Annotated in this window: 20 protein-coding genes; 7 read left to right on the forward strand and 13 right to left on the reverse strand. The window is 41.8% G+C overall.

From position 1 onward, the window contains the following. Window positions 1-170 precede the first annotated feature (170 nt). On the forward strand, window positions 171-896 hold the full coding sequence (locus Q4519_RS03285) for a GGDEF domain-containing protein (RefSeq protein WP_303509495.1): 726 nt from the start codon (window positions 171-173) through the stop codon (window positions 894-896). Between the two features lie 92 nt (window positions 897-988). Here the strand turns inward: Q4519_RS03285 and sucD are convergent, their stop codons facing one another. The 8 genes from sucD to sdhC all read right to left on the reverse strand — a co-directional run bounded on the left by sucD (window position 989) and on the right by sdhC (window position 10,497). Further along, a complete protein-coding gene (gene sucD, locus Q4519_RS03290; protein ID WP_232802515.1) occupies window positions 989-1,861 on the reverse strand; it encodes a succinate--CoA ligase subunit alpha in 873 nt (290 codons plus the stop codon). Next, window positions 1,861-3,027, reverse strand: coding sequence for an ADP-forming succinate--CoA ligase subunit beta (sucC, locus tag Q4519_RS03295; RefSeq protein WP_232802516.1), 1,167 nt, complete (start codon window positions 3,025-3,027; stop codon window positions 1,861-1,863). Before sucC ends, sucD begins: the two co-directional genes overlap by 1 nt. Window positions 3,028-3,132: 105 nt before the next feature. After that, window positions 3,133-4,308, reverse strand: a complete 1,176-nt coding sequence (gene odhB / locus Q4519_RS03300; protein WP_232802517.1) for a 2-oxoglutarate dehydrogenase complex dihydrolipoyllysine-residue succinyltransferase — start codon at window positions 4,306-4,308, stop codon at window positions 3,133-3,135. Window positions 4,309-4,325: 17 nt separating this feature from the next. Then, window positions 4,326-7,139 carry a 2-oxoglutarate dehydrogenase E1 component gene (gene sucA / locus Q4519_RS03305; protein WP_232802518.1) on the reverse strand — a complete coding sequence of 938 codons (2,814 nt, stop codon included), beginning with the start codon at window positions 7,137-7,139 and terminating at the stop codon, window positions 4,326-4,328. 141 nt (window positions 7,140-7,280) lie between these two features. Continuing rightward, window positions 7,281-7,994, reverse strand: a complete 714-nt coding sequence (locus tag Q4519_RS03310; RefSeq protein ID WP_232802519.1) for a succinate dehydrogenase iron-sulfur subunit — start codon at window positions 7,992-7,994, stop codon at window positions 7,281-7,283. 12 nt (window positions 7,995-8,006) lie between these two features. Next, the gene (sdhA, locus tag Q4519_RS03315; protein WP_232802520.1) at window positions 8,007-9,773 is read right to left on the reverse strand and encodes a succinate dehydrogenase flavoprotein subunit; all 1,767 of its coding nucleotides are present in this window, start codon (window positions 9,771-9,773) and stop codon (window positions 8,007-8,009) included. After that, window positions 9,773-10,117: a succinate dehydrogenase, hydrophobic membrane anchor protein gene (sdhD, locus tag Q4519_RS03320; protein ID WP_232802521.1), complete on the reverse strand. Its 345-nt coding sequence runs from the start codon at window positions 10,115-10,117 to the stop codon at window positions 9,773-9,775. The genes sdhA and sdhD overlap by 1 nt, the downstream gene beginning before the upstream one ends. Beyond that, a complete protein-coding gene (sdhC, locus tag Q4519_RS03325) occupies window positions 10,111-10,497 on the reverse strand; it encodes a succinate dehydrogenase cytochrome b556 subunit (RefSeq protein WP_232802522.1) in 387 nt (128 codons plus the stop codon). Before sdhC ends, sdhD begins: the two co-directional genes overlap by 7 nt. A 390-nt stretch (window positions 10,498-10,887) precedes the next feature. On the opposite strand from sdhC, the gene Q4519_RS03330 reads away from it, so the two are divergent. Both Q4519_RS03330 and Q4519_RS03335 read left to right on the forward strand, forming a co-directional pair. Next, window positions 10,888-12,174: a citrate synthase gene (locus Q4519_RS03330; RefSeq protein ID WP_232802523.1), complete on the forward strand. Its 1,287-nt coding sequence runs from the start codon at window positions 10,888-10,890 to the stop codon at window positions 12,172-12,174. An 89-nt stretch (window positions 12,175-12,263) separates the two neighbouring features. Beyond that, window positions 12,264-12,584: a DUF4377 domain-containing protein gene (locus Q4519_RS03335; RefSeq protein WP_303509514.1), complete on the forward strand. Its 321-nt coding sequence runs from the start codon at window positions 12,264-12,266 to the stop codon at window positions 12,582-12,584. A 76-nt stretch (window positions 12,585-12,660) separates the two neighbouring features. On the opposite strand, the gene kdsB is transcribed toward Q4519_RS03335, so the two are convergent. Genes kdsB through Q4519_RS03360 form a run of 5 tightly spaced genes read right to left on the reverse strand, consistent with a single transcriptional unit; the run spans window position 12,661 to window position 16,622 of the window. Continuing rightward, window positions 12,661-13,404 (reverse strand): 3-deoxy-manno-octulosonate cytidylyltransferase, encoded by a 744-nt coding sequence (gene kdsB, locus Q4519_RS03340; RefSeq protein ID WP_232802525.1) that lies wholly within the window; start codon window positions 13,402-13,404, stop codon window positions 12,661-12,663. Beyond that, on the reverse strand, window positions 13,401-13,586 hold the full coding sequence (locus tag Q4519_RS03345; RefSeq protein WP_232802526.1) for a Trm112 family protein: 186 nt from the start codon (window positions 13,584-13,586) through the stop codon (window positions 13,401-13,403). Before Q4519_RS03345 ends, kdsB begins: the two co-directional genes overlap by 4 nt. After that, entirely contained in the window at window positions 13,573-14,556 is a 984-nt protein-coding gene (gene lpxK, locus Q4519_RS03350) for a tetraacyldisaccharide 4'-kinase (RefSeq protein ID WP_303509518.1), read from the reverse strand. The genes Q4519_RS03345 and lpxK overlap by 14 nt, the downstream gene beginning before the upstream one ends. 1 nt (window position 14,557) lies before the next feature. Next, complete coding sequence (msbA, locus tag Q4519_RS03355; RefSeq protein WP_303509520.1) at window positions 14,558-16,306, reverse strand: lipid A ABC transporter ATP-binding protein/permease MsbA; 1,749 nt, start codon at window positions 16,304-16,306, stop codon at window positions 14,558-14,560. Between the two features lie 28 nt (window positions 16,307-16,334). Further along, window positions 16,335-16,622 carry a ComEC/Rec2 family competence protein gene (locus tag Q4519_RS03360; protein WP_303509523.1) on the reverse strand — a complete coding sequence of 96 codons (288 nt, stop codon included), beginning with the start codon at window positions 16,620-16,622 and terminating at the stop codon, window positions 16,335-16,337. A 65-nt stretch (window positions 16,623-16,687) separates the two neighbouring features. Here Q4519_RS03360 and Q4519_RS03365 point away from each other — a divergent pair, with 65 nt between their 5' ends. From Q4519_RS03365 to Q4519_RS03380, 4 genes are read left to right on the forward strand one after another with little or no spacing between them, the layout of a single operon-like run. Beyond that, window positions 16,688-17,866, forward strand: a complete 1,179-nt coding sequence (locus Q4519_RS03365; protein WP_303509526.1) for a tyrosine-type recombinase/integrase — start codon at window positions 16,688-16,690, stop codon at window positions 17,864-17,866. A 2-nt stretch (window positions 17,867-17,868) separates the two neighbouring features. Further along, a complete protein-coding gene (locus Q4519_RS03370; protein ID WP_303509529.1) occupies window positions 17,869-19,536 on the forward strand; it encodes a hypothetical protein in 1,668 nt (555 codons plus the stop codon). 2 nt (window positions 19,537-19,538) lie between these two features. Then, window positions 19,539-21,494: a tyrosine-type recombinase/integrase gene (locus Q4519_RS03375; RefSeq protein ID WP_303509531.1), complete on the forward strand. Its 1,956-nt coding sequence runs from the start codon at window positions 19,539-19,541 to the stop codon at window positions 21,492-21,494. Then, a complete protein-coding gene (locus tag Q4519_RS03380) occupies window positions 21,491-21,895 on the forward strand; it encodes a hypothetical protein (RefSeq protein ID WP_303509534.1) in 405 nt (134 codons plus the stop codon). Before Q4519_RS03375 ends, Q4519_RS03380 begins: the two co-directional genes overlap by 4 nt. The last annotated feature ends 5 nt before the right edge of the window (window positions 21,896-21,900 follow it).

Here is a 21,900-nt window from a genome sequence, read left to right on the forward strand (position 1 = left end):
TATCATGGAGTAATGTTTCCACTCGTTCATGCTTTCGCGCTACACGAAACATAACTAATTTGTTTAAAAAATGCGTACTAAACAACACTTTTATTTATAAAAAACTAATTTATGACGCTAATTTAGCTATCTGCGCTAAAATAGGCTTATCGATAGCAAGGAGGGCTATGATGAAAAACTTGTCTCGTTCATTAAGCTTTACCAGTGCCGCTAAGCGCGACCTAATCATTATTAGCATCTGCTCATTGCCTTTGCTCATTACACTGTTGACTTTAGATATATCTGAAACAATGGTGACTTTCTTTCAGCAATATGAGCATTTTGAGCTAGATGAGTTAATGCCGCTGGGCATGTTTTTATCATTATGCTTCACCTGGTTTTCTTGGCGACGTTGGCGTGAAATAAAAGGGCTCTACCTAGTAGTAGAGAAATTGTCTTTACAAGATCCCATTACCCTTAGCCATAACCGCCGAGCAGCGATCATCGAGCTCAGTAAATTACAGAAATCAAAGGCTCCATTTGGCTTAATTTTAGTTGATTTAGATAACTTTAAGCAGATAAACGAAAGCTTTGGTTACGATATTGGCGATGAAGTATTAGTAAAAAAAGCGCAGCTGTTACAACGTTATTGTGGCAAACACCAATTTAGCGCGCGTTGGGCTGGGGCACAATTTATTGTCATCGCCCATGGTTACGATGTTCACCAAACCCAACAATTGGCGAAAAAGTTACACCGAGCGGTGGTGGATGAGTTGTTTAATAGCATGGAAATCGTTTGCCGTTTAGGACTGACCCAAAACCACCCCAATGACTCGGTGGAGCAAGCTTTACAACGTGCGCAAGATGCACTACTTGAAGCAAAATTAAGAGATGAAGACATCTATCAACAATGGTAATTACGTTGTCTAGCCCTTAGGCGATATGCATATAATTTTAAATACAAAAAAGCCTCGCTAAAGCGAGGCTTTTTGCTAGTAAAGACTTGAAATTACCAGCCTGTTACTTCTTTTAGTGCTGAGCCGATTTCAGCTAGCGATTTAGTGGTTTTAACACCTGCCGCTTCTAGTGCAGCAAATTTATCTTCAGCTGTACCTTTACCGCCAGAGATAATTGCGCCAGCATGGCCCATACGCTTACCTGGAGGCGCTGTAACACCAGCAATGTAAGATACAACAGGCTTAGTGACATTGGCCTTGATATAAGCAGCAGCTTCTTCTTCAGCGGTACCACCGATTTCACCGATCATTACAATCGCTTCTGTCGCTGGATCGTTTTGGAACATTTCCAATACATCGATGAAGTTAGTGCCAGGGATAGGGTCACCACCGATACCAACACAAGTAGACTGACCAAAACCAGCATCGGTAGTTTGCTTAACCGCTTCGTACGTTAGTGTACCAGAGCGAGAAACAATACCTACTTTACCTGGCTTGTGGATGTGGCCTGGCATAATACCAATCTTACATTCACCTGGCGTGATCACACCCGGACAGTTAGGACCGATCATGCGAACACCCGTCTCTTCCAGCTTCACTTTAACGTCAAGCATGTCAAGAGTAGGAATACCTTCAGTGATAGTAACGATTAGCTCGATACCGGCATCAATAGCTTCTAAGATCGCGTCTTTACAAAAAGCCGCTGGTACGTAGATAACAGTTGCAGTGGCGCCAGTCGCTTCAACGGCTTCACGCACTGTGTTAAATACAGGCAGGCCTAAATGCTCTTGACCACCTTTACCTGGTGATACACCACCGACCATTTGCGTACCGTAAGCAATTGCTTGCTCTGAGTGGAATGTACCTTGGCCGCCAGTGAAACCTTGACAGATTACTTTGGTATCTTTATTGATTAATACAGACATTATTTGCCCTCCGCAGCTTTAACTACTTGCTCAGCCGCGTCAGTTAGACTTGTAGCAGCAATGATATCGAGACCAGACTTAGCTAGCACTTCACGGCCTAATTCCGCGTTGGTACCTTCAAGACGAACCACTACAGGCACTTCTACGCCTACTTCTTTAACCGCGCCGATAATACCTTCTGCAATCATGTCACAACGCACAATACCGCCAAAGATGTTAACTAACACAGCCTTAACATTCGAATCAGATAGGATGATTTTGAATGCTTCGGCTACGCGCTCTTTAGTTGCGCCGCCACCAACATCCAAGAAGTTAGCTGGCTTGCCACCGTGTAGGTTGACGATGTCCATGGTACCCATCGCTAGGCCTGCACCGTTAACCATGCAACCTACGTTACCGTCTAGCGCTACGTAGTTAAGTTCAAACTTAGCTGCGTGTGCTTCACGCTCATCTTCTTGCGAAGGATCGTGCATTTCACGTAATTTAGGTTGACGGTACATCGCGTTTGAGTCGATGTTGATTTTACCGTCTAGGCAAACTAGGTTGCCCTCACCTGTCACAACCAAAGGGTTGATTTCTAGCAGTGCTAGGTCATGCTGAATAAACATGTTGCCTAGACCTAAGAAAATCTTAGTAAATTGTTTAATTTGGTCACCTTTTAGGCCCAATTTAAACGCTAATTCACGGCCTTGGTAAGCTTGTGGGCCTACTAGCGGATCAATCGCAGCTTTGTGAATAAGCTCAGGTGTTTCTTCAGCAACCGTCTCAATGTCCATGCCGCCTTCAGTTGACGCCATGAATACCACGCGACGTGAACCACGATCAACCACTGCACCTAGGTATAACTCGTTAGCAATGTTTGACGCTTCTTCAACCAAGATTTGAGTAACTGGCTGACCATTTGCGTCGGTTTGGTAAGTCACAAGGTTCTTACCTAACCATTTCTCAGCAAAGCCTTTAATGCCTTCTTTGGTGGTATGTAGCTCAACGCCACCCGCTTTACCACGGCCGCCTGCGTGTACCTGACACTTAACAACCCATTTTTCTCCACCGATTTTATCGGCTGATTCAGCAGCGGCTTCTGCAGTGCTAGAAGCGAAACCTACTGGGACTGGCAATCCAAAGTCAGCAAAAAGCTGTTTTGCCTGGTACTCATGCAAATTCATGATGTTCTATCCGTTTTTTTTAACAACGTTCTTTAGGTGTGAATCACCCTGCGAAATGGGCTTATCAAACAATAAGCCCAAACTTTTAAACTTTCTGATTACGACTTATACATCAAGTAGTAAGCGTGTTGGATCTTCTAGTAACTCTTTAACAGTTACTAAGAAACCAACTGATTCTTTACCATCGATTAAACGATGATCATAAGATAAGGCCAAGTACATCATAGGTAAAATTTCAACTTTACCATTCACAGCCATTGGGCGGTCTTGGATCTTATGCATGCCTAAAATCGCCGCTTGTGGCGGGTTGATGATAGGAGTAGATAATAGTGAACCGAACACACCACCATTAGTGATAGTGAAGTTACCGCCCATCATTTCCTCAACCGTTAACTTACCGTCACGACCTTTCAGGGCTAGTTCACGAATACCTTTCTCGATATCAGCTAGACCTAACGTATCGCAGTCGCGTAATACAGGCGTAACCAGACCGCGAGGCGTTGAAACGGCAATGCTCACGTCGAAGAAATTGTGGTAAACAATATCATCGCCATCAATAGATGCATTGACCTCTGGGTAACGTTTTAGCGCTTCGGTGATCGCTTTAACATAGAAAGACATAAAGCCAAGACGAATGCCGTGTTTCTTTTCAAACACTTCTTGATATTGTTTACGAATATCCATGATCGGCTTCATGTTGATTTCGTTAAACGTAGTCAACATTGCTGTTGAGTTTTTCGCTTCAAGCAAACGCTCAGCAATACGTTTACGCAGACGCGTCATCGGTACGCGTTTTTCGCTACGAGCAGCCACTGATTCAGATGCAACAGGTGCTGTTGCGGCCGCTGTAGGTGCAGCTTTAGCATTGCGGAAATTCTCAACGTCTTCTTTAGTGATCACGCCGCCTTTGCCTGAGCCTTTGATCTGGCTGGCATCAATACCGTGTTCATTCATTAAGCGACGTACTGAAGGGCTAGCATCCGCCGCGCCTTTTGCTGCTGGCGCTTCTTCAGAACTGGCTGCGGGTGCAGCGGCAGTCGCAGCACCTGGTTTGATACGTCCAAGCAATTGTTTAGAAAGAACCGTTGCACCTTCTTCTTCGGTAATTGCTTCTAAAATACCTGATTCAGAAGCAGGTACTTCAAGGACCACTTTGTCCGTTTCGATATCCACTAGGATTTCGTCGCGTTCAACAAACTCGCCTGGTTTTACATGCCAAGTTGCCACGGTTGCATCCGCGACAGACTCAGGTAAATCGGGAACTAATATTTCGATAGCCATTTAGCTTTCCTTCACTCTTATTCTTTCAGACCAAGTGCGTCATTAACCAACGCTTTTTGTTGTTTTAAATGTACAGAGATATAACCAACCGCCGGTGATGCAGAAGCAGCACGACCGGTATAAGTTAATGTCGCACCTTCAGGTAATACATTTCTGAAGTGATGCTGACTACAATACCAAGCACCTTGGTTTTGCGGCTCTTCTTGACACCAAACAAATTCTTTCACATGTTGATATTGCTTAAGAATCTCTTCTACTTCTTCTGTTGGGAATGGGTAGAGTTGTTCAATACGAATAATCGCAACATGGCTCAATTCATTGTTACGGCGCTGCTCGAGTAGATCGTAATAGACTTTACCGCTACACATCACTAAACGAGTCACTTGTTTGGGATCAAGATCATCAATTTCATCAATTGCGTTATAGAAACGGCCATTCGCTAACTCATCAAGGCTAGAAACCGCTAATGGATGACGCAACAAAGATTTAGGCGACATGACGATCAAAGGACGACGCATTGGGCGTACCACTTGACGACGCAGCATTTGATAAACTTGCGCAGGTGTAGAAGGCACCACCACCTGCATATTATGTTCAGCACATAATTGTAAGTAGCGCTCTAGACGAGCGGATGAATGTTCTGGGCCTTGACCTTCATAACCGTGCGGTAATAACAAAGTAAGACCACACATACGGCCCCACTTCTGTTCACCCGAACTCAAGAATTGGTCGAATACCACTTGAGCACCGTTAGCAAAGTCACCAAATTGCGCTTCCCAAATCGCTAGCCCTTTCGGCTCTGCAGTCGAGTAACCGTATTCAAACGCTAGCACCGCTTCTTCAGACAAAACTGAATCATAGATATCTATCTTACCTTGGCCCTCTTTTAAATGAGCTAAAGGCAAATAAGTGGCCGCATCCGTTTGATTATGAAGCACAGCATGACGATGGAAGAAAGTACCGCGTCCAGAATCTTGGCCGACAATACGTACGTTATATTGACTGTCTAAGATAGTGGCATAGGCCAATGTTTCAGCAAAGCCCCAATCTATCATTTTTTCACCGCGGATCATCGACAAACGATCTTGATAAATCTTATCAACACGGGAATGAAGTTTATGGCTGTCAGGATATTGACAAACTCTCTCACCAAGCTCTTTCAGATGTTCGAGCGGGTACTGAGATTCATAAGAGGTGTCCCAATCATGCTTCAGGTATGGCGTCCAATCAACCGAATGTTTCTGCATTGGACGCCATTCATCAACCACACAATCGCCTTTATCAAGGGCATCACGGTAACCGTCAACAAACGCCTTCGCTTGCGCTTTATCAATGACGCCTTCATTAACCAGCTGGTCAGCATAGATACTGCGCGGTGTTGGATGTTTTTTGATTTTTTGATACATCAATGGCTGAGTTGCGTTCGGCTCATCAGCTTCGTTATGCCCATGGCGACGGTAACACACCAGATCAATAACCACATCGCGTTTAAATGTATTTCTAAAGTCTAATGCGATTTGCGTAACTAAGATAACCGCTTCAGGGTCATCCGCATTGACGTGGAAAATAGGCGCTTGAACCATTTTTGCAATATCTGTGCAATACATGGTTGAACGAGTATCTTCTGGATTCGAGGTAGTGAAACCAATTTGGTTGTTGATCACGATGCGAATAGTTCCGCCAACCTTAAATGCACGCGCTTGCGACATATTAAAGGTTTCTTGAACCACACCCTGACCTGCAATAGCCGAGTCACCGTGCACTGTAATAGGTAATACTGAAGAGCCATCCTTGCAGCCTAAGCGTTCTTGACGAGCACGAACAGAGCCTAATACAACAGGATTTACTATCTCTAAATGAGATGGATTAAACGCCAATGCTAAATGCACGTCTCCACCCGGCGTGGCAAAGTCAGAACTAAAACCTTGGTGATATTTAACGTCACCCGCACTGTCATCATAAACTTTTTTGCCAGCAAACTCATCAAACAAGTCCGTTGGTTTTTTACCCAATACGTTCACTAACATATTAAGTCGACCACGGTGTGCCATACCGATAACCACTTCTTTGGCACCCTGCTCGCCGGAACGACGGATCAGCTCTTTTACCATCGGAACGAAGCTATCACCGCCTTCTAGAGAGAAGCGTTTTGCCCCGGGGAATTTAGAGCCGATGTATTTTTCTAACCCTTCAGCCGCAGTTAACCCTTCAAGAAAACGTTTTTTCGCATCAGTGCTAAATGAAGGCTTACCTTCACAAGACTCAATTCGATTTTGGATCCAACGTTTCTGTTCTGTATTGGTGATGTGCATATATTCAGCACCAATAGAGCCACAGTAAGTACGTTTCAGCGAATCGACAAGGTCTTTAAGCACCATGGTGCCATTACCAACGGCGTATGAACCAACATTAAAGCTGGCATCAAAATCCGCGCCTTCCAAATCATGGAAGAAAGGATCAAGTTCACGCACTGATTTACGCTGCCATAAACGCAATGGGTCAAGCTGAGCTTGTTGGTGACCACGGAATCGATAAGCATTGATAAGTTGTAATACCTTAACTTGCTTTTCATCGTTGTGCATTTCACCAGAAGACGCAGTGAAACGTTTAGGTGATTTTGCTAAGCGACGAAATTCTTCAATGACTTCTGAATGCGCCTGCTCTTGAGTTGCGTTTTCAAGGCCAGGAAGTTCATCGAAAATGGTACGCCACGTAGGGTCGATTTTTGTAGGGTCTTGCAGATAGGCTTCATACAGCTCTTCAATATAAGCTGCGTTAGCACCAGCCAGGTGAGAAGATTCTAGCCAGGCTTTCATCACACTGTTTTGCATCAATTATCCCTTATTATACTTCTTGAGCAAACCGTTCCGCTTTATGCGGTTGTAGGGTAGTTTTACCAAAAAAATAGCCACCTCTCCAGAGATGGCTATTCAGTTTTTGCTGCAAAACATCACGTTTGGCAACAAATTATACTAAACAGCCTTGTTTAGCAGCATTGACTTGATATGGCCAATGGCTTTAGTAGGGTTTAATCCCTTAGGACAAACACTGACACAATTCATGATGCCATGACAGCGAAATACGCTAAACGCATCGTCAAGACCGGCTAAACGTTCATCTGTGGCAGTATCACGACTATCGATTAAGAATCGATAAGCAGCTAGCAGCCCTGCAGGACCAATGAATTTGTCAGGGTTCCACCAAAATGAAGGACAAGAAGTAGAACAACATGCACAAAGAATACATTCGTACAAACCGTCTAATTTTGCTCTTTGTTCTGGTGACTGCAAGTTTTCACCTGCAGGTGGTAATGCATTGTCTGTGATTAGGTATGGCTTGATCTTCTCATATTGAGTAAAGAACTGAGTCATATCAATAACTAAGTCACGCACAACCGGTAAACCAGGTAGTGGACGAATCACTATTTTGCCGTTACCTGATAGATCAGATAGGGGTGTGATACAGGCCAAACCATTTTTGCCGTTCATGTTTACGCCATCAGAGCCACATACCCCTTCGCGACACGAACGTCGGAAGGATAACGTAGGATCTTGCTCTTTAAGCATCAGTAATGCATCTAACACCATGATGTCAGAGCCATCTTCAAGATTAAGGGTATAATCTTTCATGTATGGCACGTTATCTACATCTGGGTTGTATCGGTATACCGAAAATTCAACTTTCATCTTAGCAACCCCTTAATACGTTCTGATCTTCGGCTCAAATGCTTCGCGGTGTACTGGCGTCATATTGACGTCACGCTTAACCATTTGTTCCGTTTCAGGGTTATAAAGAGAGTGACACAACCAACTTGCATCATCACGATCTGGGAAGTCAAAACGACTATGAGCGCCGCGACTTTCTGTTCTAAAGTTTGCAGCTAGCGCTGTTGCGTAGGCCGTTTCCATCAGGTTATCAAGCTCTAAACATTCGATACGCTGAGTATTAAACTCTGAACTGGTGTCTGACAACTTAGCATCTTTTAAACGCTCACGAATGGCTTTTAGTTCAGCCAGACCTTCAGCCATGGCTTTACCTTCACGGAATACCGAGAAATTCTTCTGCATACACTGCTGCATGTCTTTTTTGATTTGCACCGGACATTCACTGCCTTGGCCGCTTTCCCAACGATTAAAGCGAGCCAAAGAGGCTTGGATGTTCTCTTCTGAGGCTTCTTTAATATCAACGAGTTGGTCTAGAGCTTTACCTAAGTGCTGGCCAGCAGCGCGGCCAAATACGACTAAATCAAGTAACGAGTTACCGCCTAAACGGTTAGCGCCGTGTACCGATACACAAGCAATTTCGCCAACGGCAAATAAACCGGTAACATCCATCTCTTTGCCATCAGTATCTTGTTTAATCACTTGGCCAGTTACACGTGTCGGTAACCCACCCATCATATAGTGACAAGTTGGAATAACAGGGATCGGCTCTTTAACTGGATCAACGTGAGCAAAGGTACGCGATAACTCACAAATACCAGGCAGTTTAGATTCCAGCATTTCTTTGCCAAGATGATCCAACTTCAGCTTAACGTGTGGACCCCAAGGACCTTCACAACCGCGACCTTCACGAATTTCAATCATGATCGAACGAGCAACAACGTCACGGCCTGCTAAATCTTTCGCATTCGGCGCGTAACGCTCCATGAAGCGTTCGCCATCTTTATTTAACAGATAACCACCTTCACCACGGCAACCTTCGGTCACTAAGGTGCCAGCTCCGGCAATACCTGTTGGGTGAAACTGCCACATTTCCATGTCTTGTACTGGCACGCCAGCACGAATCGCCATGCCAACACCGTCACCAGTGTTAATGTGGGCGTTAGTTGTTGACGCATAAATGCGCCCTGCTCCGCCCGTTGCTAAGATAGTGGCTTTTGATTTGAAATAAACCACTTCACCGGTTTCAATCTCAATAGCGGTACAGCCCACTACGGCGCCTTCGTCATTTTTAACTAAGTCCAAGGCATACCATTCGGAAAAGACCATGGTCTTATTTTTAACGTTTTGCTGATATAGAGTGTGCAATAACGCATGGCCTGTACGGTCAGCAGCAGCAGCCGTACGCGCCGCTTGCTCACCACCGAACTCTTTGGATTGACCACCAAAAGGTCGTTGGTAAACGCGGCCATTGTCAAAACGAGAGAAAGGCAAGCCCATATTCTCAAGTTCTGTGATCGCTTCAGGGCCAGTCTTACACATATACTCAATCGCGTCTTGGTCACCGATATAATCAGAACCTTTCACGGTATCGTACATGTGCCACTGCCAGTTATCTGCGTGTGCGTTACCTAACGCAACGGTGATACCACCTTGCGCAGAAACTGTATGTGAACGGGTTGGAAAAACTTTAGATAATAGCGCGCAGCTTTTACCTTCTTTAGAAATTTGCAGTGCAGCGCGCATGCCTGCACCACCGGCGCCGATAACAACAGCGTCAAATTCGCGAACTGGAATACTCACTAAACACCCCACAATACAGAGAAGCCAACGAACACATAAATAAAGGCTACAGATGTCAGTACAAACTGTAAACTTCCGCGCAGTAAGGCGCATTTGATGTAATCAGTTAATACTTGCCACAAGCCAATCCAAGCATGCACTAACATGGCAACTAGCGCTAACATAGTGAAAGCTTTAGTAAACACGCCAGAGAAAAAACCCTGCCAAGATTCATATGTGATATCGGTGAAGGCAATAAAGCCAACAAGGTAGAGAGTGTAAAGTGTTAAGATGACGGCTGATGCGCGGATCAGTACAAAATCATGTACGCCACTGCGGCCTAAGCCTGATGCGATTTTTACCATACCATAATCCCCGCAAGTAGTGACAAGATGATGGCGATAATGAAGCTCACTTTCGCGCTTTGTGTACCAGATTCTAGTTCTTCCCAGTAACCCAGATCCATGATCATATGTCGGACACCTACCACGATGTGGTAAGCCAATGCAGTCAGTATTCCCCAAAGAATGAATTTGATGAAGAAATTGTCGGCTAGACTAGCGACGCTTTCAAATCCTTCCTTTGAGCCTAACGATTGCGCTAATAGCGATAGCAAGATAGCTAGTGCTACAAACACAATGACGCCAGATACACGATGCAAGATAGATGCAATAGCAGTTACAGGAAAGCTTATTGTCTGTAGGTCGAGGTTTACAGGTCTTTGCTTTTTCACGGTGTTGCCCACTCAGCTCCATTGAGAGCATGCTTGTTATAGTTATATTCCCCGGAACAAACGCACTTATCTCAACGCTCAAATAAGTTGTTAATTGGTTGTTGCGGCCTTTATAACATTTCTCAAAGATAGCGTTATCACCGCTATCCTCGGAATGGCTTAAAACCAAGCCAACAAACCATCCGGAGACCTCGGCGCCATTATATGAAGGGCATTACGCTTTTACAATGAAGTTTCAACATTTTGCATCACATTCTGTTAAGAAATAGTAACTAGCACTCATTTTTTCATTAACATACCACTTATATAAGCACAACAAAATTGACAAACGAGAGCAAGATCTGTAGAAATGAGCGGCGTTTGTTATTCCAACTCGCATATAAAGAGCAAAGGAGACGTGCTATGGCTGATCAAAAAGCCACTTTACATCTACCAGGCCAAGAGCCTATTGAGCTGCCTATTTTAGAAGCAGCAGCAGGCTACAATGTACTAGACGTACGCGGCTTGGGTAAACATGGTTATTTCACTTTCGATCCCGGTTTTTTAGCAACCGCATCGTGTGAGTCAGAAATTACCTATATTGATGGTGCAAAAGGTGTATTACTGCACCGTGGTTATCCGATTGACCAATTAGCAAAGAAATCTGATTTTCTAGAGGTTTGTTACATACTTCTGAACGGAGAGGTGCCCAACCGTAAAGAATTCGATGATTTTCATCGTGTTGTAATGCACCACACCATGGTTCATGAGCAATTAACAGACTTTTTCTCAGGTTTCCGTCGTGATTCTCATCCAATGGCAATCATGTGTGGTGTTGTAGGTGCATTATCTGCTTTCTACCATGACTCACTTGATATTTCAGATGCTAGACACCGTGAAATTGCGGCTTACCGTTTATTATCAAAAATGCCAACATTAGCAGCGATGAGCTACAAGTACTCTATGGGTCAACCATTTGTGTACCCACGCAATGATCTAAGCTACGCTGGTAACTTCCTGCATATGATGTTTGCCGTTCCTTGTGAAGAGTACGTGGTTAACCCAGTACTTGAAAAAGCAATGGATCGCATCATGATTTTACATGCTGATCACGAGCAAAATGCTTCTACATCAACAGTTCGATTGGCAGGCTCATCGGGCGCAAACCCATTTGCTTGTATCGCTGCGGGTATTGCATCACTTTGGGGCCCCGCTCATGGCGGCGCTAATGAAGCATGCTTAAATATGTTAGAAGAAATTGGTACTGTTGATCGTATTGATGAGTTTGTAGCACGTGCTAAGGACAAAGAAGACCCATTCCGCTTAATGGGCTTTGGTCATCGCGTTTACAAAAACTTTGACCCTCGCGCAACCGTTATGCGTGAAACTTGTCACGAAGTGCTAAAAGAACTAAACATTCAAGATCCACTTTTAGACGTAGCCATGCGTTTAGAGCAGATTGCGCTTGAAGACCCTTACTTCGTAGAGAAGAAACTTTACCCTAACGTTGATTTCTACTCAGGAATTATCTTGAAGGCCATGGGCATTCCGACCTCTATGTTTACTGTAATTTTTGCAGTTTCTCGCACAGTAGGCTGGATCGCACACTGGAATGAAATGCTAAGCCAACCAGGACAAAAAATTGGTCGTCCTCGTCAGCTTTACACGGGTCATACATCTCGTGATTTCAGCTCAATTGACGAACGATAATTAAGTTATTGAAAAGTATTAGACTAATACTTACAAATGCATAAAATAAAAGAGGCTATTCACGGCCTCTTTTTTTATGGGAGAACAAAATGAAAAAACTATACCTTTTAGCACCCGCGCTATTACTCGCAGCATGTGCTAGTCAACCCCTGACTCAAGAAACCCTATTATATGTTAACGCTGAAACCGTAGAATGTACCGGTGTTGCCCCGATGAACTGCTTGCAGGTGAAAACACCAGAAACCCAAGAGTGGCAACTTTTTTACCAAAATATAGAAGGTTTTACTTTCGAACCAGGTTTCCAGTATCAGTTACAAGTGAAAAAAGAAATGATCGAAAACCCACCAGCGGATGCTTCATCAGTGAAGTACAGTTTGATTAAGGTTATTAGTAAGTTACCAATGAAATAAAGCCCATTATAAAGAAAGAGAAAAATGGGCAGCCAGGTTTGCCCACTTTCTTAATAATAGATAACCAACATCACACCTAGGACCTTGTTAACAACTGATTAACCCGCTCATAATCTTCTGGTGTATCGATGCCTGCCGCAGGCGTTTCCTGAGCTACCGCCACATGAATTTTTTCACCATGCCATAGCACTCGAAGTTGCTCTAACTTTTCAATCTGCTCTAATGGTGATTCACTCATGCCGATATATTTCGTAATGAATCCAGCACGATAAGCATAAATGCCAATATGGCGCAGTAAAGGGCAATGCGCATCGACTTGATGCGGAAAATGATCACGCTGCCAAGGCACACTGGCACGGCTGAAATATAATGCGTAACCTTGTTTATCCAGCACCACTTTGACTGCATTAGGATTAAATACTTCATCTGCAGATGCAATACTCGTCGCTAAGGTAGCCATAGGTGCAGCCGTCTGGTTAGCTAAGTTGGCCGCTACTTGTTGTATGATGCTAGCAGGAATAAGGGGCTCATCGCCTTGCACATTTACAATCACTTCGTCAGCGGAAAAGCCGCACAATGCAACCACTTCAGCTAAGCGTTCGGTGCCAGATTGATGATCTGCACGTGTCATACACACTTCACAATCAACCGCATCGGCAATACGCTGATCATCTGTCGCAACAATTATTCGCGCCGCGCCGCTTTCACGAGCACGATCAACCACATGTTGCACCATAGGTTTGCCCGCAAGGGAAAGTAGTGGCTTGCCCGGCAGGCGCTCAGACTGATAGCGCGCAGGGATCACCACAACAAAGCTCATGAACTCACCTCATCTAAGCTTAACTCACGTGCTTTCTCTTCAATTAACACCGGGATCCCCTCTGTGATAGGGTACGCCAAACGATCGAACTTACAGATTAACTCTTGCTGCGCCTTGTCAAAATGCAGTTTTCCTTTGCACACAGGGCAAGCAATTATTTCAAATAGATTATGGTCTAACATTTTGATTTATCTCTTTTAATTTCATAATAAAGTGTTCTTTAAATGGCGCAGCGATGAGCGCAGAAACAGGTAAATACCAAGCTTGTTTCAACTCGAAATCACGGCACTTGACTGCGTCTTTTTCGGTCATAAATAATGGATACTGTTGCTCTAAAGCCTGAATTTCTTCTTGCTTAAAAGCGTGGTGATCAGCAAAGGCTCTTTGTTGTACTAGTTCAAAACCTAACCCTTTTAACGTATTGAAAAAGCGTGGAGGATGACCGATACCGGCGCAAGCATTCACTTTTTTGCCCACCTCATCAGCATCAAATTCAACCTGGCCAACTACCGATTTAGGCGTACTCGGCTTTAATGACATCGCAAATTCGTTACCTTGTGGATCGGCGCCATTATTAATTACAAAATCGACGCTGTTTAATCTCTTTTTACTTTCTCTTAAAGGACCAGCAGGCAGTAAAAGGCCATTACCAAAGCGTCGTTCACCGTCAACCACCACAATTTCAATATCACGTTGTAAAGCATAATGCTGCAGGCCATCATCTGAAATAATCACATTGACATGGCAATGTTCAATTAAATATTGTGCTGCTTCAATGCGCTTTGGTGACACTACAACCGGACAACCAGTGCGATGATAAATTAATACTGGCTCATCACCTGCTTGCGCACCTGTGGTATGCGTATCAACCAATAGCGGGTAATGAGGAGCGTTGCCTCCATAACCGCGGCTAATGACACCAGGGCGATAACCGAGTTGTGTTAGCCATTCGCATAAACCGATAACCACGGGCGTTTTGCCATTTCCGCCAACACTTATGTTACCGACGACTATCGTCGGCACTCCGACATGAACAGACTTTAGCCAACCTTGACAAAAAGCAAATCGGCGTGTTGCTGCAATTAAACCAAACAGCCAAGACAATGGCCAAAGTAAGCAGGTTATGCCATCTATGCGATACCAGAACTTCATATTACGACGCTGCTGTTTGCATTTTAACTAAGCTGGCATACACCCCATCATGCTCACTTAAGAATTGATGAGTGCCCTGCTCAATGATCCGCCCTTGATCAATCACCAAAATTTGGTCTGCATTTTCAATGGTAGACAAGCGATGCGCAATCACTATTGAGGTACGATCTTTTTGCAACGCCTCTAACGCGGACTGAATATGGCGCTCAGACTCAGTATCAAGTGCTGAAGTAGCTTCATCTAAAATCAAAATAGGAGCATCACGCAGCAGTGCCCGTGCAATGGCAATACGTTGTCTTTGTCCACCAGACAACATCACGCCATCTTCACCTACTAATGTATCTAAGCCATCAGGAAACTGTTCAATAAATTCCATGGCATGAGCCGTTGTCGCTGCAGCAATTATTTGCTCACGGCTGTAGTTGTCCCCTGTTGCATAAGCGATATTGTTGGCAATGGTGTCATCAAACAAGTGTACTTTTTGCGATACATAGGCCATTTGTGAGCGCAAGTTGTCCAGCGGAAAATCATAAATACTCTGTCCATCGATGCTCACGTCACCTTCAATACCGTCGTAAAAACGCGTGATAATGGAAGCGATGGTCGATTTACCTGAGCCTGACCGGCCAACCAAAGCGATACTTTTCCCAGCCTCAACGGTAAAACTAATATTATCCAACGCTGGCTTCTCTTTACCTTGGTAGCGAAATGTCACCTTATCAAAAGCAATTTGCCCTTTTACGCGCGCTATCGGTTTTTTCCCCGTGTCTTTTTCTAATTCACTATCCAAAATAGCGAACAAGCTGTCACAAGCCGCTAAACCTTTTTGAATTTCATTATTCACTTGAGTAATCGATTTTATTGGCTTCATCAACGCGAACATCGAGCTAATGATCAGAGTAAACGTACCGGGGGTTAAGGTATCCATGACTTGTGGGAAAGTTGCTAAATACAGCACAAATGCTAACGCTATCGAAGCTAAAAACTGGATCACCGGCACACTGATTGCCTGCGCCGATATCATTTTCATATTTTGCCGACGCACCTTGTTACTCACATTGGCAAATTTTTCTTGCTCAAGTGATTGCCCACCAAACATTAACACTTCTTTGTGGCCTTTTAACATTTGCTCCGATGACGTAGTCACTGAGCCCATTGCCGCCTGAATTTGATGACCTAAACCACGAAAACGCTTACTGACTTTATTGATCACAAAGCCCACGACAGGGCCAACCACGAAGAAAATTAACGAGAGTTGCCAGCTTTGGTAAAACATCATCGCAAGCAACGCCACCACCATGGCCCCTTCACGGAAAATACTCACTAGGGAATTACTGGCGGCATTAGCCACTTGGTTACAATCGTAAGTAATTTTCGACAGCAAATCCCCAGTGCTATTTTTATCAAAAAAAGCCACTGGCATTTGCATCAAATGATTAAAAACTGCGCGTTGCAGCTTCATCACGACATGATTACCCACCCAAGCCATACAATAGCTGCTCATAAAAGCCGCCAAGCCGCGCGCGGTAATGATGACTAAAACAAAAATAGGCATAAAAGTGAGTACATCTGGGTTTTTGCCGGTTAACCCTTCATCAAGTAGTGGTTTCAGAGAATATAAAAATGTAGCGTCAACAGCGGCATAGCCTAACATTCCAATCACGCCACCGAGGATCCCGAGTTTCTTATCTTTAACGTATTCAAGTAAGCGTTTGAAGGTGACAAAAGAAGAAGTTGTCGATTGTGTCATAATGGCCACTTATGAAAAAAGAAACATTTTAACCTCTAGGAACAAAAGGTAAAAGCGCTGAGTGATACCAATATGGTGAGATAGCATCACGAAAGCCTTTTATTACCCAGCTTTCACCTTGTGGGGCGATAATTAACATGCCTTGTTTGGCAGTGTTAGCCCCTCGCGCTCCAGCCTTTAAGTAGCGCTGGACAACTTCTTGATGAGGAAACCCCCAAGGGTTATACCTACCAGCGCTATAAACCACCCAACTGGGTATGGTTGCATCAACAAATGCCGCAGAGGAAGAGGTTTTACTACCATGATGTAAGATCACCTTGCTTTTGTTATACCTATTATCTTTATTTACAGTACAAATAACAAACAAGTTGAGACCAACTAATGATGATAGTGAATACTAATGAGCAATTTTGTATACGCAACACTACTTATCCAGGTTTACCCATTTTACTTGACAGGAATTTTGAGATCGTAAGACCAGTATTCTTGTTTACAGTCTATTTAGCAGTTCAAGATGCTCGTATACAGAGTTTGAAGACAATAAAAAGCTATGTAAGCTCTTTATATGATTATTTTTCCTTTCTTGAAGCTAACGACTTAATGTGGAATGAGCCGTATCTTAATGATGCTGAACACTTTAGTCTAAGTGTTGTAGCCTTATATCGGAACTGGTCAAAAACACTTGTTAACTCAAATAATAGGAGAACAGTTTCAGATTCCACGATTAACCTACGCCTATCTGTATTAAAACGGTTTTATGAATACTGCTTCGCACGGGAACTGATTAAATTTAAACCGTGGGAGACATTGTTTAAAGTTCAACCCGAATCAATACCTAGTTTCTTCCGGCATACTCGCGGTCAGAAAGTTCTAGTGTCGAATGATCTTGTACTGAAAACCTATAAGAAGGTACCTAAGTTACTAAACATTGAGCAGTGTAGAACTCTTATCAATGCAATCGATAATAGATCATTCAAATTAATGACTAAACTCATGCTATCAGCTGGACTCCGAAAGGATGAAGTTATCAGCTTGAATATTAACTCCATTATCGAACCTAGCTTATCTCAATGTAATAAGCGTATACCCCTTGATTTAGATCCTCATACGGATGGTCAAAGAACTAAAGGAAGCAAAGCTAGAAGAGTTTTTATCTCTGTTATTTTGATGAGGGACCTATGGGATTTCATCAATTTTGGCGAAAGGGTGACAAGAGGAAAGCTGCACTTAAAGAAAAAAGGATATATCTCCCCTTTCATATTTCTCAATCGATTTGGTAACACATACAGCAAACAGAGCTTGAATAACTTCTATACTACACTTAAAGAAAATAAGCAGATAGATTTCAAGGTCTCCCCACATATGCTAAGACATACATACGCTACTATTGAGCTTTATGCGGAATCACAACGGGTTGGAACAACTAAAGCGTTAGCATGGCTTCAAAAGCGTATGGGGCACTCATCGATTATTACAACAAGTACTTATCTTCACTGCATTGAAATTCTACAGGAGCACGAACTTTCAACATACCAAGCAGAATTGGATGATATGGGTTAGCTATGAAGAAAAAAGAATTTAAGATCGTAAAAGAAAATAATTATGGGGAAGACTCTCTACTTAGTCTAAAAGCTAAATATTTAGTTATGAAGTGCTATAAAGGCGAAAAAGACTTTAAACGCTGGTTATATTTGGATCGACCAATGCCGAGTCAGATAGTAAATTCAGCATGGGCTAATAGAGAAAAACTTGTCATTGATATATTTAACGCAATTGAACAATTATCATTCGAGATGGCTGAATCAACCATTGACGCCTTAGTCACCACAGGATGTAAAACGCTATTTGAGTTTTTAGATTCAGAATCAAAAAATGGAAATATAATATCAGAAATTTCACAATTCAATCGAGAAGTGATCGAGAATCTATTAATCTGGATAAAAAAAAGAACAGCTCGTACTGAGACGGGAAAATATTCAAATCCTAGCAATAGAAAAGCCTACACTTCCATAAAGTCAATATTGATGTTTTTCGTAAGAAAAGGAATACTAAAAAGTGAAATATTTCCTTATGCACCATTCATAAATATAAATAGGCACAATAGCACCACAGAACCATACTCAAAATCTGAATTTGGTAAAATAATGCGTTTCCTCTGGGCAGAAATAAAAAAAATCAACGACACTGAAAATTATAAAAATAAGAATAGAATATTATCAATCTATGTACTGACTATAGCAGCAAAAACAGGAAGAAATACATCTACAATACTAAACTTATTTGAAGACTGTATAACTCCTCATCCTATCTTCCCCAACACACATATAATCTTAACAGGGTTCAAAAAACGAGGTATGAACACAAGCACCCAGGCCATTAGAGAGCAATACAACAGCGAAGACACATTTTCATCATCAAAAAAAGTAGGCGATTTGGTGACTGACGTACTAAGGATAACGGGGCCATTAAGGGAGAAAACGTCTCTTAACAATCTATTCTTAATCGAAGGTCCTAATGATAAGCCGGAAGCTCTAAATGAGCAGATTTTTTGGAAGACTGTAAAAAAAATTTACTCTGAAGCCAATTTAAAAGATGATCAAGGTAATATTTTAAGAATCCAGATTAAACGAATGAGAAAAACATTTGCGACGCGTATTTGGCAACTTACCGGCGGCGACCCAATAAAAACATCAAAGATTTTAGGAAACACCGTGCCGGTCATGAATCGGAGTTATCTTGATATCACTCCTGAAATGGAAAAAAATCATAAAATGTTCGGACAAGTTTTAACGGCAACTCTACTTAATAAGACAGAAAACATAGAGTCGGTCATTGCTGAAAAACTAAACATAAGCTTAGAGCATGCTAAAAGCCTATTAATAGGCGACTTTAATACTGGAGTGGGTCGCTGTTCATCACCGTTCAACGGTAAGTATTCGGAAAGTAAAGAGGTCGCATGCACAAGGTTTATCGCTTGTTTTAATTGTCCTAACCAGGTGGTCGTTCAATCGGACTTACATCGACTTTTTTCATTCTATTGGTTAATTATTAACGAGAAAGGCTTCATAGGAAAAAGAAAGTGGACAAAACTATACTCTTGGATTATCACTCTAATCGAAAAGGAGATTGAACCAAAATTCAGTCCTGACATTGTTATCAAGGCAAAAAAACAAGCAAAAGATGAGCCACATCCAATGTGGGTAACTCGTGATAACTTAGGTAAATTGTAACTATGAGAAAAGTGAATTCTGAGCCCACAGAAGCGCCCCCCTCTTGTAATCATCCTGTAACAATTGATAAAGATGGAGCCGTGATATCATCTTACCAAGATAACATTTGGGATTTCAGCCATGAGATTCATAGTAAAAACGTTTCTAAAGCACGACGTATAATAAATTTTTCAATAACGTTAGAAAACAAAACTAATCTGTCTGATGTTATAAACGAAAACTATATGAATGGTTTGAAAGAGTACCTATATGTTAGGAAAAACATCCCTCACCCTCATTCCAACAAAGTAATCTCTGCACAAACTATTATATCAAAATTCTACCATTCACTATCAGTTATAAACTACTTAATACATATTAAAAAAACTTGTTTTTCTTCTTTTGACAGCAGTGATACGAAGGGGGTTATTAGTTACTTGAAAAATCGGAACCCATCCATTTCTAATAACTCTTTATTAAAAATCCTTTCAGTAATTCAAGATCTATATCTTTTTAACGAAAAATTAAAACATGGTATAAAATCTCACCCTTTTCATGGAGAATCGGTTGTATCATTATCAAATGATAGAAGACTCCAAGGGGGGACAGCGGAAAACCAAACTCCTTGCATACCAGATTACATATGTTCTGAACTTTTAAAAAAATCGGTAGACTATTTACTTGATAACAGCGAAAGGATCATCAAAGCAAATGCTTCTTCAGACAAAAAAATTAGTGAAATGTATTCTCGCTACTACAAAAAAAACAAGAATTCTAGAGATACAAAAATAAATAGAAAAGATAGAAACACAATTCACCTAATTTGTAAGAGTAGAGGTTATACGGAGTTCATGAAAAAGAAATTACTCTTTCATGGCTTCAATGGAAAACTAGATTTAAACAGATCCACAAATAAAGCAAGAACATGCTGCTATGTTATACTAGCTTTAACAACTGGCATGCGAAACTCAGAGCTAGCATCCCTAACAGCCTTTAGTCTTATTAAGTCAACAGGTTGGGATAATGAAGAATACTTGTGGGTTCAGGGCCATACATACAAGCTTGAAGACGAGCCCAAGCTCGTAAAATGGATGGTTCCAGATCTTGCGGAGATAGTATTCAACCACCTCAAAGAAATGTCCCTAATGAATAACAAAAGAATAATGAGATCCTTACCATATCTCGAAAATACAGAAGCAAGGCGACAAGAAGATTTGCTTTTTTTATTATTTATTGCAAACGACACCAAAACAAATACATTTAATGGATTATCCAATAGTCATTGGAATTCCAGTTTGAAATCCCTATCAATTGAATTTGATTTAAGAACAGATGGCTCTGATAATGATTTGAAGTTACCTAAAAATTCAGTATGGCCTCTTAGTAGTCACCAATTCAGACGAACCTTTGCAACTTTAGCTGCGAGAAGTGCTTTAGGGGATTTAAGATATCTCCGAGAGCATTTTAAACATTGGTCATTAGATATGACTTTATACTATGCAAACAACGATAAATTTGATGACTCCCTATTTGACGAGATTCTGACAGAACGAAATGAGTTACAAAGAGCGATAGTATCGGATTGGCTTATATCTGATAAAGAATTAACAGGAGGAAGAGGTGAAGTGATCGCATCATTTAGACATAGAGGGAATTTAAAAACTGCTGAAAACCTTCCTGAGCTTTCGCGACAAATAAGTGACAACATATTCATCCGTGGAACCGGACATAGTTGGTGCTTAGCATCTGGAGATGGGTGCGGAGGTGAAGGTTTGTATGACGCAATTCAATGTGTAGATTGTGAAAATTCAGTAATTGATAAAACACATGCTTCCATTTGGAGTGGAATAAAACAACAGAGCGAAATTTTGCTAGAGCTAGCTGATAGTGGATTACCGACAAAACAAAAAGCAAAGCAATATATAGAAAAAGCGGAAAAAATAATCAGCATATTTAATGATGAGAATAATGAACAATGAGAAAAAACACTCTAGAAAAATTAAATGAAGTTTTGGATTCATTTCTTACTAACTCTAAAGAAGAAAAAATAAACATCTCCAGCATTGCAAAGCAAGTAGGAATAAGTCACTCAACCATTTATAACTGCTACCCTAAAATAGTAGAAAGAATAAAGCTACACAATTTCTTACTTCAACAGCCAGAGGAATTAACAAAAGAAGATAAAATTAAAAAATTAATTAAAGAAAAATCCAACTTAAATTTGGAGTTAGCAAAAAGTCGCTTAGCCATTCAAAAATTAGTATCGATAAATGCAAGCTATGAGATTGAAAACAGCAGATTAAATTCTGAAATTGAGTCATTAAAAGAAGAAAAATCAAACTTAATAAGAAGTATAAATAGTATAACACCAATAAAATAAACCAC

Origin of the sequence: Motilimonas sp. 1_MG-2023, assembly GCF_030547455.1 — a bacterium.
GTDB lineage: Bacteria > Pseudomonadota > Gammaproteobacteria > Enterobacterales > CBDFNC01 > Motilimonas.

Bases quoted from the DNA above. Each gene is read 5' to 3' on its own strand.
- kdsB (WP_232802525.1), bottom strand. From the start codon at position 13,404: ATGAGCTTTGTTGTGGTGATCCCTGCGCGCTATCAGTCTGAGCGCCTG.
- Q4519_RS03335 (WP_303509514.1), top strand. From the start codon at position 12,264: ATGAAAAAACTATACCTTTTAGCACCCGCGCTATTACTCGCAGCATGT.
- Q4519_RS03285 (WP_303509495.1), top strand. From the start codon at position 171: ATGAAAAACTTGTCTCGTTCATTAAGCTTTACCAGTGCCGCTAAGCGC.
- sucC (WP_232802516.1), bottom strand. From the start codon at position 3,027: ATGAATTTGCATGAGTACCAGGCAAAACAGCTTTTTGCTGACTTTGGA.
- Q4519_RS03380 (WP_303509534.1), top strand. From the start codon at position 21,491: ATGAGAAAAAACACTCTAGAAAAATTAAATGAAGTTTTGGATTCATTT.
- sdhD (WP_232802521.1), bottom strand. From the start codon at position 10,117: ATGGTAAAAATCGCATCAGGCTTAGGCCGCAGTGGCGTACATGATTTT.
- Q4519_RS03310 (WP_232802519.1), bottom strand. From the start codon at position 7,994: ATGAAAGTTGAATTTTCGGTATACCGATACAACCCAGATGTAGATAAC.
- lpxK (WP_303509518.1), bottom strand. From the start codon at position 14,556: ATGAAGTTCTGGTATCGCATAGATGGCATAACCTGCTTACTTTGGCCA.
- odhB (WP_232802517.1), bottom strand. From the start codon at position 4,308: ATGGCTATCGAAATATTAGTTCCCGATTTACCTGAGTCTGTCGCGGAT.
- Q4519_RS03365 (WP_303509526.1), top strand. From the start codon at position 16,688: ATGATGATAGTGAATACTAATGAGCAATTTTGTATACGCAACACTACT.
- sucA (WP_232802518.1), bottom strand. From the start codon at position 7,139: ATGCAAAACAGTGTGATGAAAGCCTGGCTAGAATCTTCTCACCTGGCT.
- Q4519_RS03345 (WP_232802526.1), bottom strand. From the start codon at position 13,586: ATGTTAGACCATAATCTATTTGAAATAATTGCTTGCCCTGTGTGCAAA.
- sucD (WP_232802515.1), bottom strand. From the start codon at position 1,861: ATGTCTGTATTAATCAATAAAGATACCAAAGTAATCTGTCAAGGTTTC.
- msbA (WP_303509520.1), bottom strand. From the start codon at position 16,306: ATGACACAATCGACAACTTCTTCTTTTGTCACCTTCAAACGCTTACTT.
- Q4519_RS03370 (WP_303509529.1), top strand. From the start codon at position 17,869: ATGAAGAAAAAAGAATTTAAGATCGTAAAAGAAAATAATTATGGGGAA.
- Q4519_RS03330 (WP_232802523.1), top strand. From the start codon at position 10,888: ATGGCTGATCAAAAAGCCACTTTACATCTACCAGGCCAAGAGCCTATT.
- Q4519_RS03375 (WP_303509531.1), top strand. From the start codon at position 19,539: ATGAGAAAAGTGAATTCTGAGCCCACAGAAGCGCCCCCCTCTTGTAAT.